Raw genomic sequence first — 13,740 nt, 5'->3', positions numbered from 1 at the left:
TGCTCCGTTGATCGTCAGGGCAACTTATCGGAAGGTCACCTAGCGGCGGTCAAGCAGGAACCCTGCTACGACGACAAACCGTATCGCCTCGATCTGGGGGAAAGATCATGCGACTGCTGACAATTGTCTGCGCCCTTTCGCTCCTGACCTCACAGGCTGAGGCGGCCGCGGCGCGGTGGGTGGGCAGCTGGGGCGCCTCGCCGGCCCCGCCGATGTCGGGCGCCGGTCCGCGCGCGACGCCGACCTTTAACAACCAGACTCTGGTGCAGGTGGTGCGCCTGAGCGCGGGCGGCGGGCGGCTGCGGCTGCGGCTGACCAACGAGTACGGCGCCAAGCCGCTGGCTATCGGCGCCGCGCGCGTCGCCCTGGTCGGCGCGGACGGCGCGATCCTGCCTGGCAGCGACCGCGCGGTGAGCTTCTCCGGCGGCGCAACCGTCACCCTGCCGCCCGGCGCGCCGCTGCTCAGCGATCCGGTCGCTCTGCCAACCAAGGCGCTGTCCCGTCTGCGCATCAGCCTGTTCCTGGTTGGGGACACCGGTGGCTGCACCTGCCACATGAGCGGCTCGGAGCTGGTGCAGATTTCCCCGCCCGGAGACTTCACCGAAAGGCCCCTGCCCCCCGCGACGGGGCCAGCCCAGTACCGCGCCTTCCTCTCCGGCGTGGAGGTGGAAACCACCGCTGGTCCAGCGCCCGTCATCGTGGCGTTGGGCGACTCCATCACCGACGGCTACCTGTCCACGACCGGGGCCAACCGCCGCTGGCCGGACCGGCTCGCCGAGCGCCTGACCGCGCGCTTCCCCGGCCGCGCGGTCGCGGTGGTCAACGCCGGCATCGGCGGCAACCGGGTGCTGAGCGAAGGGGTGATCGCCATCTTCGGCCAGAGCGCTCTCACTCGCTTCGACCGCGATGTGCTCTCGGTTCCCGGCGCGACCCACGTCATCGTGCTCGAAGGCGTCAACGACCTGGGCTCCAGCCGCACCGCGCCGCCGACCGCCGCCGAGATGATCGCCGGCTACCGCCAGCTGATCGCACGCGCCCACGCCCACGGCCTGAAGATCATCGGCGCGACCATTCTGCCCTACGGCGGCGCGGGCTATTTCGGCGCGCCCGGCGAGGCGCAGCGTCAGGCGATCAACACCTGGATCCGCACCGGCCGCGAATTCGATGGGGTCACCGACCTCGACGCCGCGGTCCGCGACCCGGCCAAGCCTGAGCGCCTGCGCGCCGAGCTGCAATCGGGCGACTGGCTGCACCCTAACGATGCCGGCTATCGGGTGATGGGCGAGGCCGTGGATCTGGCACTGTTCCGTTAGGACGCCGCCCAACGCCCTCTACTGCCGCGGGTCGAAGCTGGATCGGGCTGGTCGGCTAGCCTGTGTAGGCGGCCTGGAGCTTGGCGACATCCAGCTTGCGCATCTGCATCATCGCCGCCATGGCCCGCTGGCGGCCCGCCGCGTCCGCCCCGCCGATGGTTTCGAACAGCTGCTTCGGCACGACCTGCCATGAAAGGCCATAGCGGTCCTTCAGCCACCCGCACATGCTGGCCTCGCCGCCTTCGACGAGGCTGTCCCAGTAGTGATCGACCTCGGCCTGATCCTGGCAGTCGATGACGAAGGAGACCGCCTCGGAGAACCGGTAGGTGGGACCGCCGTTCAGACCGGTCACCCGCAAGCCGTCGAGTTCGGCGTCGACGGTCAGGGCCGCACCTTCCGGCCCCGGCGCGCCGGGCGGGTTGCGCATCACGCCCAATACCTTCGAGTTGGGGAAGATCGAGACGTAGAACGCGATGGCCTGCTCGGCCTGGGTGTCGAACCAAAGGAAGGGATGGATCTTCGGCATGGCTGTCTCCGGGGTGAATTCCGCGGGCGAAGGACGCGCCGCCAGGCACTGTTCCGACAGCGGCCTGATTTTTTCCAAGCCTAGCCCGGCGATCCGCGATAGGCAGCCCCATGGACCGCCCCGCAATCCTGCGCCGCCTGATCGACCTGCCCGGCGTCTCGGACCTCGAGTACCGGGCGCTGCTCAAGCGCGAATTCGCCGAACCCGAGGCGCGGGCCGAACATCCCGAGATCGACGCCTGTTCGCAAGCGATCTTCGGCCTCACCGCCGACGAGGCGCAGGCCCATCCACGGCCCGCCGGCTGGGACAGCGCCGAGACCCTTCCCATCGCGCGGCAGGTGGACGCCTTCGAGGCCGAGGGCTGGGACGTCACCGACGACAAGCGCCGGCCGCTGCGCACCCTGGCCCATTTCAACCAGCAGCTCTGGCTGGCGATCCGTGGCGTGGCGGGGTCGCTGCCCTTCCAGCCGGAAGATACGCGGCCCGACGCCTGGGCGGCCTCGCTGGCCGCCGACGCCAAGCGGTTCCGCAAGCGGTGAGCCAATGAAACCCCCGCCCAAGCGCCTCTCCGATCTCAAAGGCGGCTCGCCCTCCTCCGGCGTCTATGCTCCGCCGACGCCCAGGGTCTCGCGCCAGACGAAGGCCAAGGTGCTCAGCCCCGCCGAGCGCGCGGCGTTCCTGGCCTCGCGGCCGGACCTGAAGAGCTAGCGGGCCGCGAGGCTCCGGCAAATCCGCGGCCCAGCGCCTTGCGGTAAGCCCGGCAACCGGTCATCAGTGCCGCTGAAAAAATCAGATATGGGAAACGACGTCATGGCCAACGGCAATCCGGGTTCGAGCCTGCAACTGCGCTCGCTGATCAAGGCGTCCGGCGAACTTGAACTCTCGCTGGCCACCGTCGAGATCGCCGATCCGGGCCCGGACGAAGTGCTGGTCCGCGTCGAAGCCTCGCCGATCAATCCCTCCGACCTGGGCCTGCTGCTGGGCGCCGCGGACATGTCCACCGCCAAGGCGAGCGGCGGCGTGGTCACCGCCAGCGTGCCACCGCAACTGATGCGCATGATGGCCGGGCGGCTCGACCAGTCGATGCCGGTGGGCAACGAGGGCGCGGGCGTGGTCATCGCGGCGGGGTCCGACCCGGCCGCCCAGGCGCTGATGGGCAAGACCGTCGCCATGCTGGGCGGCGCCATGTACGCCCAGCACCGCACCCTGAAGGCCGCCGACGTCCTGCCGCTGCCCCCGGGCGCCACGTCGGCCGACGGCGCTTCCTGCTTCGTCAATCCGCTGACCGCGCTAGGCATGGTCGAGACCATGCGTCGCGAGGGCCATACCGCGCTGGCGCATACCGCCGCAGCCTCCAATCTCGGCCAGATGCTGAACCGTATCTGCCTGAAAGACGGCGTCCAGCTGGTCAATATCGTGCGCAGCCGCGAGCAGGCCCACATCCTCACCGACATCGGCGCGACCCATGTCGTGGACTCCACCTCGGCCAGCTTCATGGACGACCTTACCAAGGCCCTGGTCGAGACCGGCGCGACGCTGGCCTTTGACGCCATCGGCGGTGGCAAGCTGGCGAGCCAGATCCTGGCGTGCATGGAGGTCGCAGCCAATCAGCGGGCCACGGTCTACAGCCGCTACGGCTCAACGGTGCACAAGCAGGTCTATATCTATGGCGGCCTCAACACCGGCCCCACCGAGCTCGCCCGCAGCTATGGCATGATGTGGGGCCTCGGCGGCTGGCTGCTGACGCCCTTCCTGATGAAGATCGGCGCGGCCGAGGGCCAGAAGCTGCGCGAGCGCGTCGCCGCCGAGCTGAAGACCACCTTCGCCAGCCACTACACCGCCGAGATCAGCCTGGCCGAGGCGCTGCAGCTGGACACGATCGCCGCCTACAACAAGCGCGCCACCGGCGAGAAATACCTGATCAATCCGAGCAAGTAGGCGGCGTGCGGCTCAGTTGCGGCTGGGGATCATCACCGGGAGGGACTCGTAACCCTTGACGAAGATCGAGTGGGTGCGGTCGGGCTCGGCCACCAGGTCGATGCTGGGGAAGCGTTTCATGATCTCTTCCCAGATGATCGTCAGCTGCAGTTCGGCCAGGCGATTGCCGACGCAGCGGTGGATGCCGAAGCCGAAGGACATGTGCTGGCGTGGCCGGGCGCGTTCGATCAGGTAGCTGTCCGGATCCTCGACCATGCTGGCGTCGCGGTTGCCGGAGACGTACCACATGACCACCCGGTCGCCGGCCTTGATGGTCTTGCCGCCCAACTCGCAGTCGGCGGTCGCCGTGCGCGCCATGTGCGCCAGCGGGGTCTGCCAGCGGATGGTTTCCGACACCATAGACGGGATCAGCGAGGGGTCCTCGCGCAGGCGGCGGTACTGGCCAGGGTTCTTGTTCAGCGCATAGACCGAGCCGGAGATGGTGTTCCGGGTGGTGTCGTTGCCGCCGATGATCAAGAGGCCGAGGTTGCCGGCGTATTCGGCCTTGTCCATGTTGCGGGTCGATTCGCCGTGCGCCAGCATGGAGATCAGGTCGCCGGCCGGCGGGGCGTTGACCCGGTCGTTCCACATCTGGGTGAAGCGGGCGACCATGGCGTCGATCTCGCGGCGCTTGTGCTCCCAGCTTTCCACCGGCCCGTGGCCCGGCGCGTTGGTGATCATGTCCGACCAGTGCGGCAGCAGGCGGCGCTCTTCCTGCGGAAAGTCGAACAGGGTGGCCAGCGTCATGGCCGTCAGTTCCTTCGACACATGCTCGACCCAGTCGAATTCCTCGCCGATCGGCAGGCCGTCGAGGATCTGGCCGGCGCGTTCGCGGATCACCGGCGCCATGACGGTCAGGTTCGAGGGCGCCACCACCGGGCTGACGGTCTTGCGCTGCTCATCGTGGCGGGGCGGATCCATCGAGATGAAGCTGGGCCGGGCGCCGCGCCGCGCGGTCTCGGCCTTGGACTCCAGGCTCTGCAGGGTGATGCCGTCGGCCGACGAGAAGGTCTGGTGGTTGGAATCCACCGCCATGATGTCGTTCCAGCCGGTGATCGACCAATAGCCGCCGTAGTCGGGGGCCTCGACCCAGTGCACCGGATCCTCGGCGCGCAGCCGCTCGAAGATCGGCCACATGGCGTCGGTGGCGAACAGCTCCGGCTGAGCAGGATCCAGCATCTCGATGGGCTGGGCGTAGATCCGCGCTCGCGCCTCGGCCTTCAGGTCAACGGCTCCGTCGTGCATTGCTCTGACCTCCCGGTCACGGCCGCGATTCGGGCAACCCCGTCCGCGACGCGTGGATGATCGCCATTCAGGACCTGTCCGCGCCCCGGCGCAAGCACCGGCCGCAAAGGCTTGCTGACAAGGCGCGCGCGGACCGCCAAGAGTTTCAGTGATGCCACCCGCCGCCGCGCCCGACGCCATCGCCGAATCCCTGCTCGCCTTCTGGGCGGAGGCGGGCGTGGACGCGATGCTTCTGGACGAGCCGGTCGACCGGATCGCGGCGGGGCGGATCGCGCCGCCCAAGCCTGTGGAGCGCAAGACCTCGGCGGCGGCGCCCGGGCCGCGGCGGGCGGCCCAGCCGGACGTGTCCGCCGCCGTCGCCCTGGCGCGGGAGCTCGCGGCGGGGGCCGACAGCCTGGAGGCCCTGGCCGCCGCCATCGCCGCCTTCGACGGATGTCCGCTGAAGTTCGAGGGCGCGTCGCAAGCCGTGGTCTGGCGTGGCGATCCCCATGCGCCGCTGCTGGTCATCGGCGAGGCGCCGGGCGCCGATGAGGATCACCAGGGCCAGCCATTCGTCGGCCGTGCGGGCCAGATGCTCGACCGGATGCTGGCCGCCGCCGGGCTGAGCGAGCGGGTGCTGATCACCAACACGGTCTTCTGGCGGCCCCCCGGCAACCGCACGCCGACGCCGGCCGAGCAGGCGGTCTGCGCCCCCTTCGTGGAGCGCGCCATCGCCCTGGCCCAGCCGAAGATGTTGCTGCTGGTCGGCGGGGCGTCGGCCAAGGCCCTGCTGAAGACCGAGGAAGGCATCCTCACCCTGCGCGGTCGCTGGCGCGACTGGCGCTCGGCTGACGGCGCGGTCGCGCTGCCGGCCTTGCCGACGCTGCACCCGGCCTTCCTGCTGCGTCAGCCCGCGGCGAAGAAGCAGGCCTGGACCGACCTCTTGACGCTTACCGAACGGCTCGATCGCCCGGAGCGGCCGAGTTAGGTCAGCCGCGCGGCGCCGCGCGTCAGCCGGCGACGCAGGCGCTTCAGGTCGGGACTGGCCACGGCTGCGGCCGGCGCCCGGCCGATCAGCAGCCCGACCGGCTTGTCGCCGAAGAGGCCGCCTTCGCCGACCACCAGCGCATCGCCGCCGCCGCCCCGCAGATGCCTGCCCAGGGCCTCCAGCCAGCCGGACTTCAGCCGGATCGTCGCCGGCAGCACCAGCAGGCGGTCCGAACGCGCGGCCTTGACCGCCGCCGTCAGGTCGGGGACCAACTCCGCGCCGGTCTCCTCGCGCAGGGCCGCCAGCAGCGCCGGCGGGCCACCGCCGCTGATCAGCAGCTCGCGCACCAGCCCCTCCACCGCCGCCGAAGTCAGCGCCGCCAGCAGCGCCGGAAGCCTGTCGCCGGCGTCGGCCGTCTCCACGATCACGGTGAGCATCCCGGGAGAAGCGCGCGCGAAGTGGCTCAGGTCAATAAGTTCTTGTTATGTTCCCTTCGCAGCGGTAGCCTTGCCTATGTCCGGCTTTACCCAACAGATCCCGACGGCCGTGCGCGGGCGCGGCGCCCGCACCAACGCCAGCGGGCGCTATGAGGCCGCCACGCGCGAGGCGTTCGACGACGGCTGGACGCCCGGCGACGTCGCCCCGGCCCGGCTGGTCACCACGATCTCGCCCGAAAAGGCCAAGCTCATCATTACAAGGAACGACAGTCCCGATGTCGGCTTCTCCGCCTCGATCAACCCCTATCGCGGCTGCGAGCATGGCTGCATCTACTGTTACGCGCGGCCGGCCCACGCCTATATGGGCCTGTCGCCGGGCCTGGATTTCGAGTCCAAGCTGTTCTTCAAACCCGGGGCGGCGGGACTGTTGGAGTGCGAACTGTCGAACCCGCGCTATCGGCCGGAATTCATCCACATCGGCGGCAACACCGACCCCTATCAGCCCCAGGAGCGGACCTTGCGCGTCACCCGCCAGATCCTGGAGGTGATGGACCGGTTCAACCACCCGTTCTCGATCATCACCAAGTCGGCGCTGATCCTGCGCGACCTGGACCTGTTGTCGCCCATGGCGGCGCGCAACCTGGTGCGGGTGGCGATCTCGATCACCACGCTGGACCGCACGCTCGCCCGCTCGATGGAGCCGCGCGCCGCCACGCCGGAGAAACGCCTGGCCGCCGTGCGAGGGCTGAGCGAGGCCGGCGTGCCGGTGTTCGTGATGTTCGCGCCCTCGATCCCCGGCCTCAACGACCATGAGATGGAGGCGGTGCTGGCCCGGGCCGCCGCGGCCGGCGCGCGTGGCGCGGGCTATGTCGCCCTGCGCCTGCCGCTGGAGATCGCCGACCTGTTCAAGGAGTGGCTGGCGACCGACTATCCCGACCGCGCGTCGAAGGTCATGTCGCTGGTGCGCCAGATGCGCGGCGGCAAGGAGAACGACAGCCAGTGGGGCAAGCGGATGCGCGGCGAGGGTCCGCGGGCCGCCCTGATGTCGCGGCGCTTCGCCACCGCCAAGACGCGCTACGGCCTCGATTCGCCGCTGGGCCCGCTCGATCTCAGCCAGTTCCGCATCCCCGCCAGGACCGGCGACCAGATCGACCTGTTCGGGTGATGGGGAGCGGCTCAATAACCTCACCCGCTCGCGGTTACGGCATTCAAACATCTCGCTGAAACGGCGTCGAAGGTCCTCCCTCCGACAATCCTAAACTGTCGACCATCATCTCGGTCCACTCTGTTGAGTATCTACCCGGTTTGAACCGCCTGCACCTCCACCCCCTGACCCCTCCCCGGAAGGGGGAGGGGAGCGCCAATGGCGACAGGTGCGTTGAATGTCGATCGGTCCCAGTCTATCCCTCCAATGGGAAAGGGTGCGCACCCGCGCGGCCATCCTGATCCCTGGCGAAATCCAGCACCCCACAGCGACGTCCGCTGAGGTTGACGGTGGCCGGCTCAGCTCGACAGCCGCGGCCGCCCGCTACAGCGCCCCTTCGATCGCCGCGGTGATCTCCGGCGCTTCCGGCTCGGTTCGCGGACCGAAGGCCTGGATCGCCTCGCCGTGCCGGCCGATCAGGATCTTGTGGAAGTTCCACACGGGCACGGCCGGCTCGCCCAGCTGGCTCTCCGCCCATTTGTAGAACGGGTGTGCGCCCTCGCCCTTGACCTCGGCCTTCGAGGTCAGCGGAAAATCGACATTGAAGCGGGTCTCGCAGAACGCCTTGATCTCGGCGTCCGTCCCCGGCTCCTGGCCGGCGAACTGGTTGCAGGGCACGCCCAGGATCACCAGGCCGCGGTCCTTGTAATCCGAGTAAAGCTTTTCCAGCCCGTCGTACTGCGGCGTCAGCCCGCAGGCGGACGCGGTGTTCACCACCAGCACCACCTTGTCCCTGAACGTGGCCAACGGCAGGGTCGCGCCATCGATGGTCTGGAACGCGTAATCATAGGCGCTGGCGGTCATGGCGGTCTCTCCAGGCGGTTGCCCGGCAAGCGTAGCGTCGAAACCCGGCCGGCTCCAGCCCGGGCTGCCGCTGCGTGGCGCCCCTACGTCATCTTGCCGGCGCGTCCGGGAAAACCCTCCGGAGAGCGAAATCGGATCAAATTATCATTGATCACTCAGAATAGGCATTGACGGCGCCTGCCCCAGGCGGAACCTTTGTTTCAGAGGCGAAAAAAATAACGCCCGAGAATCCCTGGGAGGAGACCGTCATGAAATTCAGGCATCGTCTGATGCTGAGCAGCGCGCTGCTTGCAACCGCACTGGGCACAGGCGCCCACGCCCAATCGCGCGCGGGCTCGTCCGCCGCGGCGACCAACACCATCGAGGAGCTGGTGGTCACCGCGGAGAAGCGGGAACAGAGCCTGCAGGACGTTCCGGTGGCGATTTCGGCCTTTACCGCCAACAAGCGCGAAATTGTCGGGATCAACTCGATCCAGGACATGACCAATTTCACGCCGGGCCTGTCTTACAATTCGTCGACCGACCGCATCTCGCTGCGCGGGGTGGGCCGCCTCACCAACGTGCTGACCGCCGACTCTTCCGTCGCCAACTACAACGACGGGATCTACGAGACCTTCGCCGTGCAGGCCGGTCGTTCGACTTTGTTCCTCGACCGCGTCGAGATCCTCCGCGGCCCGCAGGGCACGCTCTACGGCCGCAACGCCATCGGCGGCGCGATCAATGAAATCTCCAAGTTGCCGACGCAGGACTGGTTCGCCGAGGTCCGCGCCTCCTACGCCAACTACGACCACGCGACGATCGAGGGCGCGATATCCGGCCCCTTCATCATCCCCGGCATGCAGTTTCGCCTCGCCGGCGACTGGGACCGCCAGACCGAAGGCTGGGTCAAGAACATTGTCCCGGGCGAGGCCGGCCTGGGCGGCGTGATCAACGAATGGTTCGTCGAGGCCCAGTTGCAGGGCAAGTTCCTCAACGACAAGCTGGAGTTCTGGGGCAAGTACGGGATGGGCGTCTGGCACAATGGCACTGGAGGCCCCGGAGCCCAGGCGGACTACTGGACCAACGGCCCGTACCCCAACTACGAGTACGGCCCCAGCGGCATCCAGTTCAATCCCGGCTACGCCTGCAACCCGGCCTCCGGCGTGACCAATGTGGTCAACGTCTCGCCGCTGGGCTGCACCAACCCGTCCTACGACCCGAACGGCCTGTCGAAATCGGCGGCCCGCACCGTTGCTCGGGTCAATGCGTATACAGTGAACCTGCCGCTCTATAACACCGAGGCGATCCACCTCACCTGGCACGCCAAGGATTTCGACATCCGCTACCTCACCGGCGGGGTGAACTATCACTACCAACTGAACGGCGAGACCTCCGGCGCCGGGGGCACTGTGGCGAACAGCGCCGACGCGCCGATCCTGGCCTACAACCTCGGCACGGGCCTGCGGGTGCTGCCGCAGGAGACCTTCCGCTACCGCGAGTTCAACAGGTTCTGGAGCCACGAGATCAACATCGTGTCTACCTGGGACAGCCCGCTGCAATACGTCGCCGGCGTCTACTACTTCAAACAGCACGTGCGCCAGCCGGTGAATACCGAACTGGAGATGCAGCCGCAGTGGAACGGCCCCTTCGCCGTTCCGTCGATTTTCTGCTCGGCATCCGGCGGCGTCTGCGCGCCTGAGACCGGCTTCCACCGCTACGACAACCAGCCGCAATCGCAATCCACCTCCTATGCCGGCTATGGCCAGATCGACTGGAAAATGACGCCGGAATGGAAGCTCACCGCCGGCCTGCGCTATTCGCACGACCAGAAGTCGGGTTCGGAAGCGGTGCGCATCCTCTGCTTCGGCACGCCCACCTGCGGCCTCGGCCCGGCCGAACTCTACGGCGCGGGGGGTCCGCCCGCCACTGACATCACGATTTTCGCAGTCTCCAACCCGCCAGCCGGAACGCCGTTGGCGCCCGGGATCACAACGCCGGTAACGGTCAGTGCAACCACCGGGCTGGCCTCGCGGAGCTACGATGCGAGCTGGCAGGCGACGACGGGAACCCTGGGTGTCGAGTGGCAGCCGGACAGCGAAACCAACGCCTACGCCAAGTACAGCCGCGGCTATCGGTCGGGCGGCTTCTATGTGGGCATCTTCACGTTCCTCGCGCCGAACGCGCTTGCGCAAAAGGAAACCGTGGATTCCTACGAAGTCGGCCTCAAGAAGGACTTCGGCTCCAAGCTTCAGACCAACCTGGCGGCCTACTACTACAGCTACACCAACCTGCAGGTTCCGATCGGGGTGCTCAGCACGTCCGGCCAGGCTTCGACAAATTTCTACAATGTGCCCAAGTCGATCTCCGAGGGCATCGAAGCCGAAGTGACCTGGCTGCCTCCGATCGACAATCTGACGATCCTGCTGAGCTATTCGTTCAACCATACGCGAATCGATAGCGGGGTGGCGCAAGACCTGACCGACCCGTCCGCGATCCAACCGGGCGCGAAACCCATCCAGGCGGCCAAGGCCTGCTCTGCGCCGGCGGCGCCTGGCGATGCGCCCTGCGACGTCTTCACCGGCCTCTTGCAGCGGACCCAGAGCCTCGCCGGCCAGCAACTGCCCAATGCGCCTGAAAACAAGGTGGCGATCAACGCCAACTACACCTGGCGCGAAGTGTTCGGCGGCAACCTGGTGGGCTCGCTCAGCTACATCTACCGCGACGTCCAGTACGGCACGCTGTTCACTCGCAGCTACAACAAGGCGCCCGATTGGACTCAATGGGACGCCCGCCTGACCTGGACCTCCGAGGACAGCCGCAACCGGATCATCGCCTACGTCAAGAATATCACGAACGACCTCGGGTTCGACGCCGGCGCCCTTGGAGCCCGTTACGCCGGCTCAATCATCAACCCGGCCACCCTGGCCACGACCCTGGTCAACCAGGGCGTCTTCAAGAGCTACTCGATCACGCCGCCTCGCACGTTCGGCATTGAATTCCAGCACAAGTTCTTCTAGGAACGCGACCGGAATTTCATGAGGGGCGCCCCGCTCTGGTGGGGCGCCCTTTTCCGATCAGGGCTCAGCCCTGGTCCGCCAGCGCCTGCTCGACGGCCAGGGCCAGGTCCAGCGCCCGAATCGCCTCTTCGGCGGTGACGATCGGACGCGCCGTCTCGCCGCGCACAGCGGCCAGGAAGCCCGCGACGCTGGCGCCCAGAGGGTCCTGGCCGTCCGGCGTCTCTGCATAGTCGGCGTTGAGGACGAAGGGCGTGGTGTTGCGCAGGGTCCTGGCCACGAAGTCGATCTCGACGTCGCCGGAGGGATAGACGATCCGCATCGTCCGCTTGCGCGCCGGCGCCTGGCGCGAGACGTCGAAGATCGCGGTGAAGCCGTCCTCGAAACCCACCTCGGCCCGGGCGATATCCCAGACCCCGTCTTCGCTGAGCCGTCCCTCGCCTTCGGCCGTCACCGGATCGGCGGCGCAGATGGCCAGCGCCAGGTCGATGTCGTGGATCATCAGGTCGAGGATCGCCGAGACATCGCGGCTGCGGTCGGACGGCGGGCCATGGCGCAGCGCCTCCAGGCGCAGCGGCGGCTCCGGTATATCCAGAAGGCCCATGGCGCGGGACTGAACCCGTTCCTGATGCCCGCAGGCGACGACCAGGCCCCTGGCCGCCGCGGCCGCGCGCACCCTTTCTCCATCGGCGACCGAGGTGGCGATGGGTTTTTCGATATAGACCGGCTTTCCGACGGCCAGGGCGGCCAGGGCATGCTCGGCGTGCAGGCTGGCCGGCGAGGCGACGGTGACCACGTCCACGGCGTCCAGGAAGGCGGCGAGATCGGTGAAGGCGCGGCCCCCCAGCGGGATGGCGACGGCCGCCGCGCGGTCGCCGTCCACATCGAGCACGGCCGACAGCACAACGCCGGGCAGCCGCGCGTACTGGCGGGCATGATAGCCGCCGAACACCCCGGCCCCGATCACTCCGCCCCGCAGAGACTCCGCCATCGCTTGCTCCCGTGTGGGTTCGCCGCCTATCAGGACTGAACCCTCGACGCCACCCGGTCGGGCGAGCTAAACAAGCGTTTGAACGGGCCCGCGGGGTCCCAGGGAGCCCACACCATGACCACCTCACGCGAGATCCGACTGAAAAGCCGCCCGAACGGCCTGCCGACCCCCGACAATTTCGAGCTGGCCACGGTGGACGTCGCCGCGCCCGGCGCCGGCGAGGTGCAGGTGAAGAACCTCTGGATGACGGTCGATCCCTACATGCGCGGCCGGATGAACGACGTGAAGAGCTATGCCCCGCCTTTTCAGCTGGGCAAGGCGATGGACGGTGGGGCGATCGGCCAGGTGACCGCCTCGGGCGATCCGGCGTTCAAGGAAGGCGACCTCGTGCAGTCGGGATTTGGCTGGCGCGAAGGCTTCACCGCGCCGGCGAAATCGGTCCAGAAGCTCGATCCGCGCGGCCTGCCGGTGCAGACCTTCCTGGGCGCCGCCGGCATGCCGGGCCTCACCGCCTACGCCGGGCTGCTGAAGGTCGCGGCGCTGAAGGACGGCGACGTGGTGTTCGTCTCCGGCGCGGCCGGCGCGGTGGGCGCCATGGTCTGCCAGATCGCCAAGGCCAAGGGTCACACCGTGATCGGCTCGGCGGGCGGTGCGGAAAAGTGCGCCTGGCTGAAGTCGATCGGCGTCGATCACGTGATCGACTACAAGGCCGAGACCAACCTCAGCGCCGCCCTGGCCGCCGCCGCCCCGGACGGCATCGACGTCTACTTCGACAACGTCGGCGGCGCCCACCTGGAGGCCGCGCTGAACTCGGCCAAGATGTTCGCCCGCTTCGCCATCTGCGGGATGATCTCGATCTACAACGCCACCAAGCCCGAACCTGGCCCGTCCAACCTGGCCCAGCTGATCGGCAAAAACATCCGCATGGAAGGCTTCATCGTCAGCCACCACTTCGCGATGATGCCGCAATATGTCGCCGAACTGGCGGCCTGGCACGCGGCCGGCAAGGTCACCTGGAAGGAGACCGTCTTCGAAGGCATCGAAAAAGCGCCCGACGCCTTCATCGGCCTGTTCCGGGGCGAGAACATGGGCAAGATGCTGGTCAAGCTCGCCTAAGCGTTTGGCCGGCGGGGGCGCAGGGGCTAGTGTCCCGATTCCGAAGTTCGCGGGCGCCTGAGGCCGGTGCGGACGAACTTCGGGATCGATGAGGACACTAGCAAGCCTTTGTTTCCTAGTGTGCTTCTTGGATCTGAAGTTCGCTCAGAGCCTGATCCCTCAAGAAG

General features: G+C 67.9%; 13 protein-coding genes. 8 read left to right on the top strand and 5 right to left on the bottom strand.

Going from position 1 to position 13,740, the window contains the following annotated elements:
• Window positions 1-107: 107 nt before the first annotated feature.
• Window positions 108-1,313: an SGNH/GDSL hydrolase family protein gene (locus RMN86_RS02570; RefSeq protein WP_309604260.1), complete on the top strand. Its 1,206-nt coding sequence runs from the start codon at window positions 108-110 to the stop codon at window positions 1,311-1,313.
• Window positions 1,314-1,368: 55 nt separating this feature from the next.
• Here RMN86_RS02570 and RMN86_RS02565 read toward each other — a convergent pair whose 3' ends face one another.
• On the bottom strand, window positions 1,369-1,839 hold the full coding sequence (locus RMN86_RS02565; RefSeq protein WP_309604259.1) for a VOC family protein: 471 nt from the start codon (window positions 1,837-1,839) through the stop codon (window positions 1,369-1,371).
• A 110-nt stretch (window positions 1,840-1,949) separates the two neighbouring features.
• Here RMN86_RS02565 and RMN86_RS02560 point away from each other — a divergent pair, with 110 nt between their 5' ends.
• The 3 genes from RMN86_RS02560 (at window position 1,950) to RMN86_RS02550 (ending at window position 3,777) form a co-directional block, all read left to right on the top strand.
• Window positions 1,950-2,378 (top strand): hypothetical protein, encoded by a 429-nt coding sequence (locus RMN86_RS02560; RefSeq protein WP_309604258.1) that lies wholly within the window; start codon window positions 1,950-1,952, stop codon window positions 2,376-2,378.
• Window positions 2,379-2,382: 4 nt separating this feature from the next.
• Window positions 2,383-2,547 carry a hypothetical protein gene (locus tag RMN86_RS02555; RefSeq protein WP_309604257.1) on the top strand — a complete coding sequence of 55 codons (165 nt, stop codon included), beginning with the start codon at window positions 2,383-2,385 and terminating at the stop codon, window positions 2,545-2,547.
• 87 nt (window positions 2,548-2,634) lie between these two features.
• Window positions 2,635-3,777, top strand: coding sequence for a zinc-binding dehydrogenase (locus RMN86_RS02550; protein ID WP_309604256.1), 1,143 nt, complete (start codon window positions 2,635-2,637; stop codon window positions 3,775-3,777).
• 12 nt (window positions 3,778-3,789) lie between these two features.
• On the opposite strand, the gene RMN86_RS02545 is transcribed toward RMN86_RS02550, so the two are convergent.
• Window positions 3,790-5,061, bottom strand: coding sequence for a cytochrome P450 (locus tag RMN86_RS02545; RefSeq protein WP_309604255.1), 1,272 nt, complete (start codon window positions 5,059-5,061; stop codon window positions 3,790-3,792).
• A 151-nt stretch (window positions 5,062-5,212) separates the two neighbouring features.
• Between RMN86_RS02545 and RMN86_RS02540 the strand changes: the two genes are divergently transcribed.
• Entirely contained in the window at window positions 5,213-6,028 is an 816-nt protein-coding gene (locus tag RMN86_RS02540; protein WP_309604254.1) for a uracil-DNA glycosylase, read from the top strand.
• Here RMN86_RS02540 and RMN86_RS02535 read toward each other — a convergent pair.
• Entirely contained in the window at window positions 6,025-6,456 is a 432-nt protein-coding gene (locus RMN86_RS02535) for a hypothetical protein (RefSeq protein ID WP_309604253.1), read from the bottom strand. The genes RMN86_RS02540 and RMN86_RS02535 overlap by 4 nt on opposite strands.
• A gap of 85 nt (window positions 6,457-6,541) precedes the next feature.
• Between RMN86_RS02535 and RMN86_RS02530 the strand changes: the two genes are divergently transcribed.
• Window positions 6,542-7,630, top strand: coding sequence for a PA0069 family radical SAM protein (locus RMN86_RS02530; protein WP_309604252.1), 1,089 nt, complete (start codon window positions 6,542-6,544; stop codon window positions 7,628-7,630).
• Window positions 7,631-7,993: 363 nt separating this feature from the next.
• Here RMN86_RS02530 and RMN86_RS02525 read toward each other — a convergent pair whose 3' ends face one another.
• Window positions 7,994-8,473, bottom strand: coding sequence for a glutathione peroxidase (locus RMN86_RS02525; RefSeq protein WP_309604251.1), 480 nt, complete (start codon window positions 8,471-8,473; stop codon window positions 7,994-7,996).
• A gap of 248 nt (window positions 8,474-8,721) precedes the next feature.
• Here RMN86_RS02525 and RMN86_RS02520 point away from each other — a divergent pair, with 248 nt between their 5' ends.
• Window positions 8,722-11,469, top strand: a complete 2,748-nt coding sequence (locus RMN86_RS02520; protein ID WP_309604250.1) for a TonB-dependent receptor — start codon at window positions 8,722-8,724, stop codon at window positions 11,467-11,469.
• Between the two features lie 64 nt (window positions 11,470-11,533).
• Here RMN86_RS02520 and RMN86_RS02515 read toward each other — a convergent pair whose 3' ends face one another.
• Window positions 11,534-12,457: a Gfo/Idh/MocA family oxidoreductase gene (locus RMN86_RS02515; protein WP_309604249.1), complete on the bottom strand. Its 924-nt coding sequence runs from the start codon at window positions 12,455-12,457 to the stop codon at window positions 11,534-11,536.
• A gap of 114 nt (window positions 12,458-12,571) precedes the next feature.
• Between RMN86_RS02515 and RMN86_RS02510 the strand changes: the two genes are divergently transcribed.
• Window positions 12,572-13,573 carry an NADP-dependent oxidoreductase gene (locus RMN86_RS02510; RefSeq protein WP_309604248.1) on the top strand — a complete coding sequence of 334 codons (1,002 nt, stop codon included), beginning with the start codon at window positions 12,572-12,574 and terminating at the stop codon, window positions 13,571-13,573.
• Window positions 13,574-13,740 lie beyond the last annotated feature (167 nt).

This window comes from Phenylobacterium sp. (assembly GCF_031360265.1).
Lineage (GTDB): Bacteria > Pseudomonadota > Alphaproteobacteria > Caulobacterales > Caulobacteraceae > Phenylobacterium.
This window is presented reverse-complemented; position numbering and strand designations above follow the sequence as displayed.

Excerpts from the sequence above, each read along its gene's own strand:
- RMN86_RS02555 (WP_309604257.1), top strand. The coding sequence starts at position 2,383 with ATGAAACCCCCGCCCAAGCGCCTCTCCGATCTCAAAGGCGGCTCGCCC.
- RMN86_RS02570 (WP_309604260.1), top strand. The coding sequence starts at position 108 with ATGCGACTGCTGACAATTGTCTGCGCCCTTTCGCTCCTGACCTCACAG.
- RMN86_RS02540 (WP_309604254.1), top strand. The coding sequence starts at position 5,213 with ATGCCACCCGCCGCCGCGCCCGACGCCATCGCCGAATCCCTGCTCGCC.
- RMN86_RS02530 (WP_309604252.1), top strand. The coding sequence starts at position 6,542 with ATGTCCGGCTTTACCCAACAGATCCCGACGGCCGTGCGCGGGCGCGGC.
- RMN86_RS02565 (WP_309604259.1), bottom strand. The coding sequence starts at position 1,839 with ATGCCGAAGATCCATCCCTTCCTTTGGTTCGACACCCAGGCCGAGCAG.
- RMN86_RS02525 (WP_309604251.1), bottom strand. The coding sequence starts at position 8,473 with ATGACCGCCAGCGCCTATGATTACGCGTTCCAGACCATCGATGGCGCG.
- RMN86_RS02560 (WP_309604258.1), top strand. The coding sequence starts at position 1,950 with ATGGACCGCCCCGCAATCCTGCGCCGCCTGATCGACCTGCCCGGCGTC.
- RMN86_RS02510 (WP_309604248.1), top strand. The coding sequence starts at position 12,572 with ATGACCACCTCACGCGAGATCCGACTGAAAAGCCGCCCGAACGGCCTG.
- RMN86_RS02520 (WP_309604250.1), top strand. The coding sequence starts at position 8,722 with ATGAAATTCAGGCATCGTCTGATGCTGAGCAGCGCGCTGCTTGCAACC.
- RMN86_RS02545 (WP_309604255.1), bottom strand. The coding sequence starts at position 5,061 with ATGCACGACGGAGCCGTTGACCTGAAGGCCGAGGCGCGAGCGCGGATC.
- RMN86_RS02550 (WP_309604256.1), top strand. The coding sequence starts at position 2,635 with ATGGGAAACGACGTCATGGCCAACGGCAATCCGGGTTCGAGCCTGCAA.
- RMN86_RS02515 (WP_309604249.1), bottom strand. The coding sequence starts at position 12,457 with ATGGCGGAGTCTCTGCGGGGCGGAGTGATCGGGGCCGGGGTGTTCGGC.